This window comes from Streptomyces sp. NPDC002671 (assembly GCF_053592475.1).
On sequence record NZ_JBSFVU010000007.1, the window covers coordinates 297,885 to 314,484 of the forward strand.

General features: G+C 71.1%; 16 protein-coding genes. 13 read left to right on the plus strand and 3 right to left on the minus strand.

Going from position 1 to position 16,600, the window contains the following annotated elements; genetic code table 11:
* Positions 1-38 precede the first annotated feature (38 nt).
* From ACWD35_RS13620 to ACWD35_RS13635, 4 genes are read left to right on the plus strand one after another with little or no spacing between them, the layout of a single operon-like run.
* Positions 39-491 (plus strand): hypothetical protein, encoded by a 453-nt coding sequence (locus ACWD35_RS13620; RefSeq protein ID WP_451351366.1) that lies wholly within the window; start codon positions 39-41, stop codon positions 489-491.
* Positions 491-2,707: a DUF6571 family protein gene (locus ACWD35_RS13625; protein WP_451351367.1), complete on the plus strand. Its 2,217-nt coding sequence runs from the start codon at positions 491-493 to the stop codon at positions 2,705-2,707. The genes ACWD35_RS13620 and ACWD35_RS13625 overlap by 1 nt, the downstream gene beginning before the upstream one ends.
* On the plus strand, positions 2,704-3,654 hold the full coding sequence (locus ACWD35_RS13630; protein ID WP_451351368.1) for a hypothetical protein: 951 nt from the start codon (positions 2,704-2,706) through the stop codon (positions 3,652-3,654). Before ACWD35_RS13625 ends, ACWD35_RS13630 begins: the two co-directional genes overlap by 4 nt.
* A gap of 28 nt (positions 3,655-3,682) precedes the next feature.
* Positions 3,683-4,513 (plus strand): arylamine N-acetyltransferase family protein, encoded by an 831-nt coding sequence (locus tag ACWD35_RS13635; protein WP_451351369.1) that lies wholly within the window; start codon positions 3,683-3,685, stop codon positions 4,511-4,513.
* Between the two features lie 3 nt (positions 4,514-4,516).
* Here ACWD35_RS13635 and ACWD35_RS13640 read toward each other — a convergent pair whose 3' ends face one another.
* Positions 4,517-4,951: a gamma-glutamylcyclotransferase family protein gene (locus ACWD35_RS13640; protein ID WP_451351370.1), complete on the minus strand. Its 435-nt coding sequence runs from the start codon at positions 4,949-4,951 to the stop codon at positions 4,517-4,519.
* A gap of 141 nt (positions 4,952-5,092) precedes the next feature.
* Between ACWD35_RS13640 and ACWD35_RS13645 the strand changes: the two genes are divergently transcribed.
* Both ACWD35_RS13645 and ACWD35_RS13650 read left to right on the plus strand, forming a co-directional pair.
* Positions 5,093-6,742, plus strand: coding sequence for a M4 family metallopeptidase (locus ACWD35_RS13645; protein WP_451351371.1), 1,650 nt, complete (start codon positions 5,093-5,095; stop codon positions 6,740-6,742).
* 11 nt (positions 6,743-6,753) lie between these two features.
* Positions 6,754-7,047 (plus strand): transposase, encoded by a 294-nt coding sequence (locus ACWD35_RS13650; protein WP_451351430.1) that lies wholly within the window; start codon positions 6,754-6,756, stop codon positions 7,045-7,047.
* On the opposite strand, the gene ACWD35_RS13655 is transcribed toward ACWD35_RS13650, so the two are convergent.
* Positions 6,974-8,476, minus strand: a complete 1,503-nt coding sequence (locus ACWD35_RS13655; RefSeq protein WP_451351372.1) for an MFS transporter — start codon at positions 8,474-8,476, stop codon at positions 6,974-6,976. The two genes, ACWD35_RS13650 and ACWD35_RS13655, sit on opposite strands and share 74 nt — an antisense overlap.
* Positions 8,477-8,627: 151 nt before the next feature.
* Between ACWD35_RS13655 and ACWD35_RS13660 the strand changes: the two genes are divergently transcribed.
* The 3 genes from ACWD35_RS13660 (at position 8,628) to ACWD35_RS13670 (ending at position 10,881) form a co-directional block, all read left to right on the plus strand.
* The gene (locus tag ACWD35_RS13660) at positions 8,628-9,356 is read left to right on the plus strand and encodes a TetR/AcrR family transcriptional regulator C-terminal domain-containing protein (protein WP_451351373.1); all 729 of its coding nucleotides are present in this window, start codon (positions 8,628-8,630) and stop codon (positions 9,354-9,356) included.
* Between the two features lie 265 nt (positions 9,357-9,621).
* The gene (locus tag ACWD35_RS13665) at positions 9,622-10,149 is read left to right on the plus strand and encodes a hypothetical protein (RefSeq protein WP_451351374.1); all 528 of its coding nucleotides are present in this window, start codon (positions 9,622-9,624) and stop codon (positions 10,147-10,149) included.
* Between the two features lie 111 nt (positions 10,150-10,260).
* Positions 10,261-10,881, plus strand: coding sequence for a class F sortase (locus tag ACWD35_RS13670; RefSeq protein WP_451351375.1), 621 nt, complete (start codon positions 10,261-10,263; stop codon positions 10,879-10,881).
* A 3-nt stretch (positions 10,882-10,884) separates the two neighbouring features.
* Here ACWD35_RS13670 and ACWD35_RS13675 read toward each other — a convergent pair whose 3' ends face one another.
* Complete coding sequence (locus ACWD35_RS13675; RefSeq protein ID WP_451351376.1) at positions 10,885-11,229, minus strand: winged helix-turn-helix transcriptional regulator; 345 nt, start codon at positions 11,227-11,229, stop codon at positions 10,885-10,887.
* Positions 11,230-11,327: 98 nt separating this feature from the next.
* Between ACWD35_RS13675 and ACWD35_RS13680 the strand changes: the two genes are divergently transcribed.
* From ACWD35_RS13680 to nirD, 4 genes are all read left to right on the plus strand, one after another.
* A complete protein-coding gene (locus ACWD35_RS13680; protein WP_451351377.1) occupies positions 11,328-12,212 on the plus strand; it encodes an NAD(P)-dependent oxidoreductase in 885 nt (294 codons plus the stop codon).
* A gap of 142 nt (positions 12,213-12,354) precedes the next feature.
* A complete protein-coding gene (locus tag ACWD35_RS13685; RefSeq protein ID WP_451351378.1) occupies positions 12,355-13,569 on the plus strand; it encodes an NAD(P)/FAD-dependent oxidoreductase in 1,215 nt (404 codons plus the stop codon).
* Positions 13,569-16,190 (plus strand): nitrite reductase large subunit NirB, encoded by a 2,622-nt coding sequence (gene nirB / locus ACWD35_RS13690; RefSeq protein WP_451351379.1) that lies wholly within the window; start codon positions 13,569-13,571, stop codon positions 16,188-16,190. The genes ACWD35_RS13685 and nirB overlap by 1 nt, the downstream gene beginning before the upstream one ends.
* Positions 16,187-16,558, plus strand: coding sequence for a nitrite reductase small subunit NirD (gene nirD / locus ACWD35_RS13695; RefSeq protein ID WP_451351380.1), 372 nt, complete (start codon positions 16,187-16,189; stop codon positions 16,556-16,558). The genes nirB and nirD overlap by 4 nt, the downstream gene beginning before the upstream one ends.
* Positions 16,559-16,600 lie beyond the last annotated feature (42 nt).

Genomic DNA, 16,600 nt, shown 5'->3' on the forward strand with positions numbered 1-16,600 from the left:
TCACCAGTCACGGTGACATTCGTACGGGGGAGATCCGCATGGCATGGGACGAATGGGAGCAGCTCAAGGCTCAGGCGCAGCAACGCGGCGCGGCCGGGATGCAGCTCAACCACGTCGACGACCCGGGAGGCGGCGGGGGTGACGTCCCGCACGGCGACCTGACGGTCGACCACCAGGACCTGAAGGCCGTGGGCGATGCCGCGAACTCGCTGTACAAGGACTTCAACCAGGCGGGCGACCTCGCGCGCATGTCCTCGCTGAAGGCCGCCGGCGGGCTCACGGACCAGGGGTTCCTGATCGGTGAGGCCCTCGACCACGTGGCCGTGCGGTGGGTGGACCAGACGCAGAACCTGCTCGACGCGTGTGTGCACATCTACACGCACCTCGACTTCACGCAGGCCGTCCACAAGGGCGACGACGCCCGGGTCTACGCCACGCTCAGCAGCATCTCCATGCTGGACGAGGGCTTCGACCAGCACCGGGGGTACTGATGGACCTGAACGTGCTGCTGAAGGGCGACTTCTCCCAACTCGGCCAGGCGATCACCGACTGGGAGACCATGACGAAGCGCCTGGAGACGCTCGAACGGGACGCCCGGGACAACCTCAAGGCCAAGGCCATGACAGCCCGCTGGGCGGGCATCAACGCGACCGTCACCCGGGAGTTCGTGTCGAAGACGGCCGACGAGTTCACGGACGCGCACACCCAGGCGCAGAGCATCGCCAACATCCTGAGCGACACCCGCGAGGAACTGATCTCCTACCGCCAGCACCTCCAGGAGACCATCGACGACGCGCGGAAGAAGAACCTGACGGTCGTGGACGACGGCTGCGGGCAGTTCCACGTGCAGATGATCATCCACCCCGACCGTGCCGCGAAGGGCACGACGGTGCCCGAGCACACCGTGACCGACGAGGAGTTGCTCCGCGACGAGGTGCAGCGGACCCTCAGCAAGGCGACGGAGAGCGACAGCTCCGCGGCCCGGGTGCTCAAGTCCCTCGTGGACAGCGTCAAGGAGGGCTTCGCGGACTCCGTCTACGGTGACCGCGACCAGGCCGTCGGCGCGGAGAAGAAGGCCGCCCAGGACACGAAGGACGCCAAGGAGGCCGCGGGGCTGTACTCCCGGCTCGACGGGCTCAGCGACACGGAGATGAAGCGTCTCCTGGAGCTCACGGAGAACGGCAAGAACTCCCCTGTCTTCTCCAGCGAGTTGATGAAGGACCTGAACTTCCGCGGCCGGGACGGGCAGGAGGGCCTGCTGCTGCTCGCGGAGAACCTGCAGGGCGGCGGCCGGGACGGGCAGCTGTCGGACACCGAGCGCAAGCTGCGCGACGCCCTGTCCGTCAACCTCGCCACCGCGACCCGCGCCGGCTCGCCCCTCGGCCCGAGCGGCGGCGACCCCTCGGACTGGACCAAGCAGCTCCTCAAGATCGCCCGCGAGGGCAACGACCTGCCTCAGCAGCATCCGGGCATGCTGCCGGGCGGCGGCACGGGCCTGAGCATGCTCACCAAGCTCATGGCGGACGGGGACGCGGTCTACGACGGCAGCATCCTGTCGGCCACCGGCGACACGATCCGCGACTACGAGACGCACACCAAGCATCCGTACGAGGGGATCTCCGACAACTGGCAGGGCACCCAGGAAGACCCCATGGGCGGCCTGATGAAGGCCATGAGCCGCAACCCGGAGGCGGCGGAGTCCTACTTCGACCCGCACCAGAACGACAACCTCCACTACTTCCTCAAGGACCGGCACTGGCCGGGAGGCGACGTCGAGAACAAGATGCCGCAGGACCTGATCGACTCCTCCGCGCGGCACTACTTCGGCGACGCTCTGGAGGCGGCCAGCACGGGACACCCGCCGGGTGTCCAGACCCCGGTGATCCCGGCCCACCACGACCCGGCCCAGGCGGCGATCTTCTCCGACGTCGTCAACGCGTACGGCCAGGGCATCGCGGGCGACCCGGTGGGCGGCATGCCGGCGGGACTGCGCCACTCGATGGGCGGCATGATGTCCGACTACATCGGTGACATCCACCAGATCCTCGGCCAGGAACGCAACCAGCCCACCGACTACAGCGGCCTCACCATCAAGAACGAGGACCTCGTCCCCGTCATGCGGGCGATGGCGGAGGACGGACACGCGTTCGCGCAGGTGCACGACGCCGAGACGTCATACGTCGCCCAGGAGCTCAACAAGTACGACGGCCAGGCGTTCGTGGACGAGAACGCGCCCGGTGCCAAGGACGTGAAGGCGTTCGTCGGGCAGTCCAACATGGCGCTCGGCCAGATGGACGCGGTGCGCGCGGACGTCATCTACCAGATGGGCGAGGACAAGAAGAGCATCAACGGCTGGAACAAGATGATGCAGTACCACCTCATCGGCGCCCCGGTCACCGGCATACCGCTCGCGGGAGACACCATCCAGCGCCTGGTCGACGTCGGAACGGCCGAGTACCAGAACAACCTCAACGCCGAGGTAGACAAGGAGACCCGTAACAATCTCGCCGGGCACTTCTCCGCCGGGCACCAGCAGATCAACAAGATGCTGGAGCAGGTGGTGCACTCCAAGGTGCCGCAGAGCCAGTGGAACCTGATGGACAAGGACCCCGGTCAGTTCGAGACCAACCTTCAGGACGGGGGCCTGACGCGCTACAACGACGGCCTCACCACTGGCGTGGGTCGCATGGGAAAGCCTGCGGGATGACGAACCGGCGAAAGACAGCGATCCTCGCGGCCGTGGCCGTGGCGGTGCTCGTGACGGCCGTCGGTGTCACCGTCTCCGTCCTGCGGGGCGGCGGTGACGACGGCCCGGCGGCGGAGCAGCACGCCTTCTGCTGGGGCACGCTGAAGCACGGTGATGTCGCCGCGCTGAGTGTTCACCCGCTTGAGCGGTACGCATCCGACGAGCGGGACCTCAAGGGGAGCGTGCTCGCCGACTGCCAGGTGGGGGCGGGTCTCAACGCCCACGGTGCGATGCGGCAGCCTCAGTTCCGGCTGACCGTCGACGGTTCGGCGAACGCGGACGATGTCTGGAACCTGGCGGACGAGGTGGCAGGGGTCTCCCCCTTCCGGGGGCCGATCGCGGGCGTGCCCGGCTGGGTCAACAAGACAATGGCGGGGGTGCTGCTGCCCGCGCGGTGCGCCGGCAAGCTCGCGTTCGGCAGTCCGGCGTACGTCCGGCTGGAGGCGGAGGGCGACCAGGAAGGGGCCTGGCGCGACGGCAAGCTCCAGCAGCGGATGACGGACGTGCTCATGACGGCAGCGACCGGACTCGCGCATCGACTCGGCTGCTCGGAGGCGTCGTTCAAGGCACCGGCCACGGCTCCGCGGCTGCTCGCCCGGCATGCCCCGGCCGCCGGGAAGGCGTGCGGTCTGCCGGGCTTTCGCGTACCCGCGAAGTACACCGAGGAGTACGTGACCGAGGACGGCTTCCGGCTCTGGAGCTGCTCGCTCGGCACCGGAAGCGACGCGCCGCACTTCACCGTCACGCAGGACCCGTATCTGGTCCGGCTGAACAGCTCAGGGGCCGACCCCTGGTCGACGACCCTGAAGTGCGCGGGCAAGCAGACCCTCGTCCAGGCCGGCACGGACGACAAGGCCCTGGCCCGGGACTTTCGGGCGGCGGTGGCCCGCAAGGGGAACTGCACGTGACAGCGTTCCGCTGACGTACGTTGGCCGTATGGCTGATACCGAACAGTTCGACCTCGACGGCTACCTGGAGCGGATCGGGTGGGAGGGCGGCCGGCAGGCCGACCTCGCGACGCTGCGGGGTGTGCATCTGGCGCACGCCCGGAGCATCCCCTTCGAGAACCTGGACGCCCTGCGCGGCACGGTCCCGTCGCTGGCTCCGGGCGACCTTTCGGCCAAGATCGTCCACGGTGGCCGGGGCGGCTACTGCTACGAGCACAACACGCTCATGTGGCTGGCCCTGGAGGCGCTCGGGTTCCGGGTGAGCGGGCTGGCCGCGCGGGTGGTGATCGGGGCCGAGACGCCGATGAGCCGGCCGCGTACGCACATGATGCTGCGGGTCGAGGTGCCGGGCGAGCCGGAGTCGTATCTGGCGGACGTGGGCTTCGGCGCCGCCGGTGCGCTGCTGGCACCGTTGCCCCTGGTGACCGGCGCCGAGTCCGAGGGCGGCGGGCGACGGCACCGGCTGGTGTCCGTCCCGCACGACGGGCCGCTGAAGCTGCGGGTCCTGGAGCTGTACGACCGGGCGGCAGACGCGTGGGTCGGGCAGTACGCGTTCACGCTGGAGCCGTTCACCGCGGGCGACTACGCGGTCTACAACTGGCACATGGCGACCAACCCCCGGTCCCCCTTCTCCCGGCGGCTCTACGTCCAGCGGACCGTCGGCGAGCGTCATCTCGCCCTGGACGGCGACCGGTTGACCCAGACCCTGGCCGACGGCACCGCCACCGAGCGCAAGCTCACGGACGAGGCGGAGGCGCGGCGCGTGGTCGAGGAGGAGTTCGGCATCAGCCTGCCCGAGGGGGTCACGCTGCTGGGCTGAGCGTCAACGCCGGCCGCGGGTCCGCCAGTCGCCGCTCTCGATGCGCGCGCCGCGCACCCGCAGCCGGGCGGCGACGGCGGGGGCGGCCAGGTACACCCAGGCGCGGACCGGGGTGCCGTCGGCGGTCAGGACGTCCCGGGCGTGCCGTTCGTAGAGGCTGCGGGGATCGCCCGGCGCGTACTCCTCCAGGCGGTCCAGCTCGGCCAGCAGCCGCTCGTACTCCGCGGGGAGCGGGGTGATCAGGTCTCCGGCGACGGCACCGCCGGGTTCCGGCACGGCGTAGGGGTAGCCGGGGCCGCCGTAGAGCACGGCGTCCGGGAGGCGGCCGGGCCGCTCCGACTCGGTCCGGCCGCGCAGGAACGCGTCGTGGTTGGGTTCGCCGGGGCGGAGGGTGCCGTAGACGAAGAAGGGGAGGCGCTGCGGGTCCGGAGTGATCACAGAAACGATTCTGTACCTGCCACGGCTCGTCACACATCTCCATGAACCGGCTATGGACATGACATGTCAGGGCCTTTTAAATCTCTGTCAACAGCCGCGCCACCCCCCACGCCTCGCAGGCGTCTCCCTCAAGGAGAGCAGATGAGTCGGATACGGCCGCACGTCCGAGGTTCCCGTCGCCTCGCCACCGCCGGCATCGCCGTCACCACCGCGACCCTGATGGCCGCCGCCCTCTCCCCCGCCGCGCACGCCGACGCCAGACCGACCCGGGCCACCGCGATCCAGAACGCGGCGTCCGCGCTCCTGGCGCACGCCGCGAACCTGGGCCTGACCTCCGCGCAGGACACCAGCGTCCGGGACGTCATCGTCGACAAGGACGGCACCCAGCACGTACGTTACGACCGCACGTACCACCAACTCCCGGTGCTCGGCGGTGACTTCGTCGTCCACCTGGCCAAGAACGGCAGCTACCGCAGCACCGACCGGGCGACCCGGCAGGCGATCTCGCTCACCTCGATCGTGCCGAAGCTGTCGGCCCCCCAGGCCGCCGACCTCGCGGTGAACGCGCTGCGCGCCGCCAACCTCGGCGAGAAGCTGAGCGGGCTCAAGGCCAAGCCGGAGCTGGTCGTCGACGCCCTGCACGGCGCCCCCAGGCTGGCCTGGCGCACCAACGCCGTCGGCAAGGACTCGCTCGGCAACCCGGTCGCCCGCACGGTGCTGACCGACGCCCGCACCGGCGCCCAGATCGACGCCTGGGACAGCATCGAGACGGCCACCGGCGACGGCAAGTCGCTGTACGGCGGGACCGTGCCGCTGGAGACGACCCTGTCCGGCTCGACGTACCAGCTCAAGGACCCGACCCGCGGCAACACCTACACCGGTGACGCGCAGAACAAGACCGACCTGTGCTTCTTCGGCATCTGCTTCAGCCGGGCCCCCGCAGTGCTGTTCACCGACGCCGACAACCACTGGGGCACGGGCAGCAACAGCGACCGATCCTCGGCCGCCGTGGACGCCCAGTACGGCACCAACGAGACCTGGGACTACTACAAGAACGTCCAGGGCCGCAACGGTATCGGCAACGACGGCAAGGGCTCGTACAACCGCGTCCACTACGGCAGCAGCTACAACAACGCCTTCTGGGACGACAGTTGCTTCTGCATGACGTACGGCGACGGTGACGGCAGCACCTTCGGGCCGCTGGTGGCGCTCGATGTCGCCGGGCACGAGATGACCCACGGCGTCACCTCCAAGACCGCCGCGCTGACCTACTCGGGCGAGTCCGGCGGCCTGAACGAGGCGACCTCCGACATCCTCGGCACGATGGTCGAGTGGTACGCCAACAACCCCTCCGACCCCGGTGACTACCTCATCGGCGAGAAGATCGTGAAGTCCGGCTTCGGCAAGCCGGCCCTGCGCTTCATGGACAAGCCGTCCAAGGACGGCAACTCGGCGGATTACTGGAGCAGTTCGGTCGGCAACCTCGACGTCCACTACTCCTCGGGCGTCGCCAACCACTTCGCGTACCTGCTCGCCGAGGGCAGCGGCGCGAAGACCATCAACGGCGTCAGCTACAACTCGCCGACATCCAACGGCTCGACGGTCACCGGCATCGGCCGGGACAAGGTCGGCAAGATCTGGTACCGCGCGCTGACGGTCTACATGACGTCCTCCACGAACTACAAGGGCGCCCGCACGGCCACCCTCAACGCGGCCAAGGACCTCTACGGCGCGGGGAGCACGGAGTACAACGCGGTGGCGGCGGCGTGGAGCGCCGTGAACGTCAACTGACGTACCTGTAGCTGCGTGACAGCGGGCCGCCTCGGCTTCAGGCCGGGGCGGCCGTTTCGTGCCGCGCAGGCCACGCCGACCGCTGGTGGCCCGAGATCGCCGCGTTCATCGACACCGGACACAGCAACGCCGAGAGCGAAGGGATAAACCGAGTGATCAAGCTCGTCGCCCGCAACGCGTCAGAAGGCCGGGGCCCGTCGTTCGGGCACCGGCCTTCTGCATGTGCTCCGGTCAGGCGGCCAGCTCGGCCTCCTGCTCCTGGGCCGGGGTCCCGGCCTGCCCCGCCGGCTTCGTGTCCCGCATGACCGCCGTCGCGACGACCGCCGCCGCCAGGACGCCGAGGGCGCTGAGCGTGAACGTCGTCGCCATCGAGGAGGTGAAGGCCTCGCGGGCCGTGTGCAGCAGGCCCGGCCGGCCTGCGAGGAAGGCTCCGGCGATGGAGTGGCGGGCCTCGACGGGGGCGTCGGCCGGCATCTTGTCGGTGTAGCCGCTGGAGAGCAGGGAGCCGAGGATCGCGATGCCGAGGGCGGTGCCCGCCTGCTGGATGGTGTCGTTCAGGGCCGAGCCGACGCCCGCCTTGTCCGCCGGGATGGTCGCCATCAGGGCGCCCACCGCGGCCGGCATGGCCAGACCCGCACCCAGGCCGAGCAGGCCGAGGGCGATGGCCGGGACGGTGAAGCCGGAGCCGGCGTCGACCGTGGTGAGCAGGGCGAAGCAGGCGACCATGACCAGCATCCCGGAGAGGATCACGAAGCGGTTGCCGATCTTCGCGGCCAGCTTCACGCCCGCCGTGTTGCCGATCAGCGCGGTGACGGCCAGCGGCAGGAAGGCCAGGCCCGCCTTGATGGGCGAGTAGCCGAGGACGAACTGCAGGTACTGGGTGAGGACCAGCAGCAGACCGCCGTTGCCGATCTGGACCAGCGCCAGGGAGAGCGAACCGCCGCTGAAGTTGCGGTGCTTGAACAGGACCAGCGGGACCATCGGGGACTTGGTGACGTTCTCCCAGACCACGAACCCGGCGAGGGTGAGCACCGCGGCGGCGACCACGACCAGCTGGCGGCCCGCGAAGGCGCCGTGCTGCGGGATCTCGATGATCCACCAGATCAGCGCGGTCATCCCGGCCGCCGACAGCACCGCGCCGAGCGGGTCGGCCTTCTGCCAGGGCGCCTTGGACTCCGGCATCAGGGTCAGGCCCGCGACGACGGCCAGCGCGACCACGGGGACGTTGAGGAAGAAGATCGAGTGCCAGGAGAAGTGGTCGATCAGCAGACCGCCCAGAACCGGGCTGCCCACCAGGCCGAGCATCGACACCGAGCCCCAGGCCGCCATCGCCTTGCCGCGCTCCTCCTCGTCGAAGACGGTGATGAGGATGGAGAGGGTGGAGGGCATGATCAGCGCTCCGCCGACGCCCATCGCGATCCGCAGGGCGATGACCTGGCCCGGATTATCGGCGTACGTCCCCGCCAGCGACGCGGCGCCGAAGAGGAGCAGGCCGATCAGCATCACCTTCCGGCGGCCGAAGCGGTCTCCGAGGCTGCCGGAGGTGAGCAGCAGGCCGGCGAAGACCAGGACGTAGGAGTCGAGGATCCACTGGACGTCCTGGGCGCTCGCGCCGAGGTCCTCGGTCATGGAGGGCACCGCCACGGTGAGCGCCATGCTGTCGATCACCAGGACCAGCGTGCTCAGGCAGAGCACGACGAGGATCCACCAGCGTCGGGGATTGCGGCTTTCCATGGGGGTTCCCTCCCTGTTGCGCACAGCGTTCCGGCTGTGCGTACACCGTTCCGGTGCGATGCGAACACTGTACGCAGGCCGGAACGGTGTGCGCAACCTTTTAACGCTGTACGCTGGACGCGAACGATGTACGCCCACACAGGAGTCCGCCATGGCAGCCAGGACCGAGCAGAACCGGATCCCCTCCGTCTGGGCCCGGCAGCGCAGTGAGCCCGACCAGCCCGCGCTGAGCCGAGAGACGATCGTGCGCGAGGCCATCGCCATGCTGGACGCGGACGGCGTCGAGGCGCTCAGCATGCGCAAGCTGGGCGCCCGGCTGAACGCCGGTGCGACCTCCCTGTACCGGCACGTGGCCACCAAGGACGAGCTGATGGAGCTGGCCGTGGACGAGGTCGCCGCCGAGATCCACGTGCCGCCCTCCGACAGCCCGGACTGGCGTGCCGCCGTCACCGAGGCCGCGCACTCCTTCCGCGCGACTGCCCTGCGGCACCCCTGGCTGTCGGCCGTCCTCGGGCAGGCCGGCCTCGCCTATCTCGGCCCCAACCTCATGGCCTTCTCCGAGCGGCTCGCCGCGCTGTTCACCGCCATCGGCTTCCCCGACCCCAGGGGCGCGATCGACGCAGTGCTGTCGTTCACGATCGGCACGAGCACCACGGAGACCGCCTGGCTCACCACGGTCGCCCGCTCCGGGCAGACCGAGGCCGAGTTCATCGCCCGTCTGCTACCCGCCGCTCAGCAGGCCGCGTCCGGCCACGCCCACCTCGTCGACTCCTACGCGGAGGCCGTCGCGTCGACCGAGGATCCCGCCAAGATCCGCGACGACAGGTTCGCGTACGCCCTGGAGGTCGTCCTCGACGGCCTGGCCGGGCGACTGGCGTGACGGCCCGCGTGAGGCCGTAGGACCGTCTCACCCGTTCACAGGTGCCGACCGCTCCATTCGTGTGCTCTTCCCCTCGCGTTCTCGCGCGCCCGCCCGCACGCCCACGACCTGCCGAAACCTCCCGCCCTCTAGCCCGTGTGGGGGTCGCGGACGACACCCGTTCACCGCATTCCTGACAGATCTTCAGGAAGCGGTCCGGGCCCGGAGCCACTTACCTCGGTAGAGCACGAGTCGGACAAGCTTCGGACCAGCTCTGGGGAGCACCATGCGACGCACCACCCGTCTGCTGACCGGTACCGCGCTCGCCATGGCGGCGGCAGGTCTCACCGTCGCGCCGGCGTACGGCGCCGGCAGCGACGCGGGCAGCCTGCAGGTGTACCCCTCCACCGTGGTGCCGGGCAGCCAGGTCACCGTGAACACCGCCGCGTGCGGGGACAGGGGCACGGCGGCCGGGGACGCGGGCGCGGTCGGCGCCGGGACCTTCACGCTGGCGCCCAGCACCCACGAGGGCGAGGCGATCGGGCAGTTCCGGGTGCCGCCGAGTGCGCAGCCGGGGACGTACGAGATCGTCGCGAAGTGCGCGGCAGGCGACCGGCAGGTGAAGGGCGACCTGGTGGTGGCCCTGAGCGTGGCGCACGAGCAGGTGCAGCCGCGGGGAAGCGTGAAGACGGGGGTCGGTGGCGCACTCGGCACCGACCCCGTGAAGACCGCGGCGGGTGTGGCGGCTCTGGCCGTCGCCGCCGTGGGCGGTACCTGGCTCCTGCATCGCCGGGCGAGAGGCGACGGGATCTGACGGACGCCCTCCGCTGTCCGTCCGCCGGTACCGCAAGTCCCGCCCCCTCCGGGTCCGATGCCCCTCGTGGCCCGGAGGGGGCAGGGTGTCCACCTCGACGAGGGGGTACGCATGCGCAGCATCGGGGACACCGCCATAGCCGCCGTCACCGTCGTCGCCGTCGGTTCGGGGGTGTGGCTGCTCGGCGGCGCCGCGGGGACGCACGCGCCACCGCAGCCGCCGGCCGCCGAGGGCCGGTTCGAACCGGGCGGGCAGAAGCTCTCGGCCCCCGCGCTGCCGCCCTCCCCGCCCACCCGCATCCGCATACCCACGATCCGGGTGAACGCCCCCCTGATGGGCCTGGCCCTCACCCGCACCGGCAGCCTGGATGCGCCGCCGGCCGGCAACAAGAACCTCGCCGGCTGGTACGAGGCCGGCACCACCCCCGGCGAGACGGGCACCGCGATCGTCGCGGGCCACGTCGACAACACGGACGGCCCCGCCGTCTTCTACGACCTGGGCGCGCTGAAGCGGGGCGCCGTCATAGAGGTGGACCGCCGGGACCGCTCGGTGGCCTACTTCACCGTGGACGCCGTCGAGGTCTACGCGGCCCGCAACTTCCCCGACCAGAAGGTCTACGGCGCCGCCCCCCGCCCCGAACTCCGGGTCATCACCTGCGGCGGCGGCTACTCGCGCTCCACCGGCTACCAGGGCAACGTGGTCGTCTTCGCCCACCTGACGGGCAGCCGCTGAGGCTCAGTGCGCCGGCACCTCGCCGCCCAGGACGTGCTCCTTCCCCCACGCGCCCAGCGGTGCCAGCGCCTCGTTCAGCAGCGCGCCCCGCTCGGTGAGCGAGTACTCGACGCGGGGCGGCACCTCGTCGTACTCCTCGCGGTGCACGATGCCGTCGGTCTCCAGTTCCCGCAGCTGTGCGGCGAGCACCTTCTCGGTGATGCCCGGCAGCTGCCTGCGCAGCTCGCCGAAGCGGTGCGGGCGCACATACAGCTCCCACAGGATCAGCACCTTCCACTTGCCGCCGATCACGTCCATCGCCGCGTCGACCCCGCAGACGTACGATCCCGGCCGTCGTCCGATCGGCATGTCCTCCCCCTTCGCCACCTGCACCCTTCCCTGCGGGTAACCACCCACTTCGAAGTAGGTACTTACGCCGGAGGGCTCCCCGGGCGAGCCTAGTCGTCATGACCGACAACTCCCTTTCCCGCAACCCCCGTACGTCTCTCACTCTCCTCGGCACCGGTGCCATGGGCACCGCGCTCGGCCGGGCCTGGATCGCCGCCGGGCATCCGCTGACCGTCTGGAACCGCACGCCCGAGCGGACGCGGGCGCTGGCCGCCGAGGGTGCGGTGGTCGCCGGGAGCGCGGCGGAGGCGGTGGCGGCGAACCGGCTGACCGTGGCGTGCCTGCTGGACGACGCCTCGGTGGGCGAAGCACTGGCGGCGGCCGAGCTCACCGGCCGGGATCTCGTGAACCTCACCACCGGCACCCCGGCCGAGGCCCGGGCGCGGGCCGCCTGGGCCGAGGAGCGCGGCGCCCGTTTCCTGGACGGCGGGATCATGGCCGTACCGCCGATGATCGGCGCACCCGGCGCGTATGTGCTCTACAGCGGCGACGGCGGCCTGTTCGAGGAGTACCGGGAGACGCTCGCCGTCCCGGCCGGCACGGAGTACGTCGGCGCCGACGCGGGGCTGGCCGCGCTGCACGACGTGGCCCTGCTGAGCGGGATGTACGGCATGTTCGCCGGGATCACGCACGCCTTCGCGCTGGTGCGCGGGGAGGCGGTCGTACCGAAGGAGTTCGCCGGGCTGCTGGTGCCGTGGCTGCAGGCGATGGCGTCCATGGCGCACTCGGCGGCCGAGCGGCTGGAGAGCGGGGACCTGACCACCGGGGTGGTCTCGAACCTGGCCATGCAGGTCGCGGGCACCGGCACCCTGCTGCGTACGGCCGAGGAGCAGGGCGTGAGCGCCGGGCTGCTCACCCCGTTCCTGGAGCTGATGGCCCGCCGTCTGGCCGACGGGCACGGGGACGAGGACACAACTGGGCTGGTGGACCTGGTGCGCGGCTAGTCGGTGCCGCCTCTCCTCACAGCGCCCCCTCGCGCCCGTTCGGGACCCTCACACCCGGGGTGTGCCCCCGCTGAGGGCAGCGTTCCTCGCGGGAAACAGAGGTGATGCGGCCGGGTAACCTCGGCGAAGCACGCTGCGTTGCATGACCTCGAATACGCGTGTGGTGGTGATCGGCGCCGGCCTCGCGGGCGTGCGGCTCGCCCGGCGGCTCGGCGAGCTGGGCACGCCCGCGCTGCTCGTCGGCGAGGAGGAGCACCCGCCGTACAACCGGGTGCTGCTCGCCGAGGTGCTGGCCGGGCGGTACGCCCCGGAGGTGATCGCCCTTCCGGCGCCCGCCGGGCTCGTACGCGCCCGGGTCACCGGCATCGACCGGGCCGCGCGGACGATCGGCTGTGCCGACGGCTCGTCGATCGCATACGACAGGCTGGTCCTGGCCACCGGCTCCAACCCCGTGCTCCCGCCGCTGCGCGGCCTGTTCCCCCGCGGGTGCGAACTCCCCGAGGGCGTCCACGCGTTCCGCACCATGGACGACTGCCTGGGCCTGGCCAAGGCGGTACGGCCGGGGGTGCGGGCGGTGGTCGTCGGCGGCGGGCTGCTCGGCGTGTCCGCGGCCCGCGCGCTCGCCGTGCGCGGGGCGCAGGTGGTGCTGGCCCAGCAGTCCGAGCGGCTCATGGAGCGCCAGCTCGACCCGGACGCCTCCGGGCTGGTGCTGCGGCACCTGCGGGACCTGGGCGTCGAGGTGCACACCGAGTGCCATGTGCGGGACGTGCGCTGTGTCGGCGGCGCGGTGCGCTCGGTGGAGATGGCCGACGGCTACGCCCTCGACGCCGACCTCGTGGTCATCGCCTGCGGGGTGCGCCCGCGCGCGGGCCTCGCCGAGGAGGCGGGGCTCGCCGTCCGCAAGGGCATCCTCGTCGACGACGAGCTGCGCACCTCCGACCCGTACATCCACGCCATCGGCGACTGCGCCCAGCACGACGGCACGGTGTACGGCCTCGCCGCACCCGCCCTCGAACAGGCCGATGTCCTCGCCGAGTTGCTGGCCGGACGGGCCGACGCCCGCTACACCGGCACCCGTTCCCTGACCCGGCTGACGCTCGCCGGTCCGCAGTCCCCCTTCGACCTCGCCGCGTTCGGCGAGCCGGAGGCCCGGCCCGGTGACGACGTCGTGCGGATCACCGACGCCACCCGGGGCACCTATCGCAAGGTCGTCGTGCGCGGCGACCGCCTCGTCGGCGGGGTCCTCGTCGGCGAACTCGGCACCGTCGGCGCCCTCGCCCGCGCCTGGGAGGGAGCAGAGCCGCTCCTCGACGACGGTCCGCTGCTTCACCTGCTCACCACTGACGGAGGCTCCTGATGTCCACGACCGCCCTCACCGGGGACAGCCCCCGCCCCACGATCGTGCTCGTCGGCCACGGCATGATCGGCCAGCGCTTCCTCGAAGCGCTCGCCGAACGCGGCCTGACCGGCACGCACCGCGTGGTCGTGCTGTGCGAAGAGCCCCGCCCGGCCTACGACCGGATGCACCTCACCTCGTACTTCTCGGGCACCTCGCCCGAGGAACTCTCCATGACCGACATGGAGTTCATCGAGCAGCACGGCATCGAGCTGCACACCGGCGACCCGGCGGAGAGCGTCGACCGCGAGGCGCGCACGGTGACGGCCCGCTCCGGTCTGACCGTCGGCTACGACATCCTCGTCCTCGCCACCGGCTCCTACCCGTTCGTGCCGCCGGTGCCCGGCAAGGATGCCGAGGGCTGCTTCGTGTACCGCACCATCGAGGACGTCCTCGCCATCGAGGCGTACGCGAAGAGCGGGGCGACCACGGGCGCCGTGGTCGGCGGCGGCCTGCTCGGCCTGGAGGCGGCGGGCGCCCTGCAGGGCCTCGGGCTGACCACGCACATCGTGGAGTTCGCGCCGCGCCTGATGCCGGTGCAGGTGGACGACGGCGGTGGCGCGGCCCTGCTGCGCACCATCCAGGGCATGGGGATGAGCGTGCACACGGGCACCGGCACCCAGGAGATCCTCGCCGGTTCCGACGGTGCCGTGACCGGCATGAAGCTGTCCGACGGCTCCGAACTCGCCGTCGACCTGGTGGTGTTCAGCGCCGGCGTCCGCCCGCGCGACCAGCTGGCCCGCGACTGCGGGCTGGCGGTCGGCGAGCGCGGCGGCATCACCGTGGACGAGCAGTGCCGTTCGGTCACCGACCCGCACGTCTTCGCGATCGGCGAGTGCGCGCTGGCGGCGGACGGCCGGGTGTACGGCCTGGTGGCCCCCGGCAACGAGCAGGCGGTGACGGCCGCCGCGACCATCGCCGCGGACGAGGCCGCCTTCACGGGCGCCGACCTGTCCACCAAGCTCAAGCTGCTCGGCGTGGACGTGGCCTCCTTCGGCGACGCGCACGGCACCGCCGAGGACTGCCTCGACGTGGTCTACTCGGACTCCCGCTCCGGCCTGTACAAGAAGCTGGTCATCGGCCGGGACGGCACGCTGCTCGGCGGCGTCCTGGTCGGCGACGCGGAGGAGTACGGCACGCTGCGCGCGCTGACCGGCTCGGTGCCGCCCGTCGCGCCGGAGGCGCTGGTGCTGCCCGCCGGGGTCGGCGGCCCGACCCAGCTCGGCCCGGGGGCGCTGCCGGACGACGCGATCATCTGCTCCTGCAACAACGTCACCAAGGCCACCATCCGGGGCGCCGTCACCGAGCACAGCTGCACCAGCGTGCCCGAGGTGAAGAAGTGCACCAAGGCCGGTACGAGCTGCGGCAGTTGCGAGAAGGTGCTGGGCCAGCTGCTCAAGCTCGAACTGGAGGCGAGCGGCGTCGAGGTCGACAAGGGCATGTGCGGCTGCTTCGCGCAGACCCGCGAGGAGCTGTACGAGATCATCTCCGCGCTGCGCATCACGTCGTACCAGGAGCTGCTGGACCGCCACGGCCGCGAGGCGGCGCGGGGCGGCGAGGGCTGCGAGACCTGCAAGCCGGCCGTGGCCTCGATCTTCGCCTCCCTCGCCCCGGCGATCGGCGCGAGCGGCTACGTCCTCGACGGCGAGCAGGCGGCCCTGCAGGACACCAACGACCACTTCCTCGCCAACCTCCAGAAGAACGGCTCGTACTCGGTGGTGCCGCGCATCCCCGGCGGCGAGATCTCGCCCGAGAAGCTGATCGTGATCGGCGAGATCGCCCGCGACTTCGGCCTCTACACGAAGATCACCGGCGGCCAGCGGATCGACCTGTTCGGCGCCCGCGTCGAACAACTCCCCATGATCTGGACCCGGTTGGTGGACGCCGGCTTCGAGTCCGGGCATGCCTACGGCAAGTCGCTGCGCACGGTGAAGTCCTGCGTCGGGCAGACCTGGTGCCGCTACGGCGTCCAGGACTCGGTCCGGATGGCGATCGACCTGGAGCTGCGCTACCGGGGGCTGCGCTCGCCGCACAAGCTCAAGGCCGCCGTCTCCGGCTGCGCGCGCGAGTGCGCGGAGGCCCAGTCGAAGGACTTCGGGGTGATCGCCACCTCGAACGGCTGGAATCTGTACGTCGGCGGCAACGGCGGCGCCACCCCGCGCCACGCGGACCTGCTGGCACAGGACCTGTCCGACGCCGAACTGGTCCGCCTGATCGACCGGTTCCTGATGTTCTACATCCGTACGGCCGACCGCCTGGAGCGCACGAGCGTCTGGCTGGACCGGATCCCGGGCGGCCTGGGGCACGTCCAGGACGTCGTGGTGCACGACTCGCTCGGCATCTGCGACGAGCTGGAGGCGCTGATGGCGGCCCACGTCTCGAACTACCGGGACGAGTGGGCGGAGACCGTCAACGACCCGGAGAAGCTGGCCCGGTTCGTGTCCTTCGTGAACGCGCCGGACACCCCGGACCCGGTCGTCGCCTTCGTCCCCGAGCGGGACCAGATGAAGCCCGACCTGCCCCTGCTCAACATCGGCCCCCGTCCCCTGGAAGACGCACTGGAAGGAAGCGCGCAGCGATGACCCTGGCACCCGAGACGACCGACCTGAAGGTCCAGGTCCAGCTGGACCCGGAAGCGGACACCTGGTTCACGATCTGCGACCTGCACCGGCTGGTACCCGGCCGCGGCGTCGCGGCCCTGCTGCCGGACGGCCGCCAGGTGGCCCTGTTCCGGGACCGGGCGGGCCGGCTCTACGCCATCGACAACCGCGACCCCTTCGCCGGCGCGGCCGTCCTCTCCCGCGGCCTGACCGGCACCCACCAGGGCCGCCCCTTCGTCTCCTCCCCGCTCCTCAAGCAGCGCTTCGACCTGGCCACCGGGGAGTGCCTGGACGACGAGACGGTGCGGGTGGCGACATATGAGGTGCGAAGCACCGGGCAGCATCGGTGAGGACTGCCTAGACCTTTCTTGACCGATCGTTCCGGAAACTTC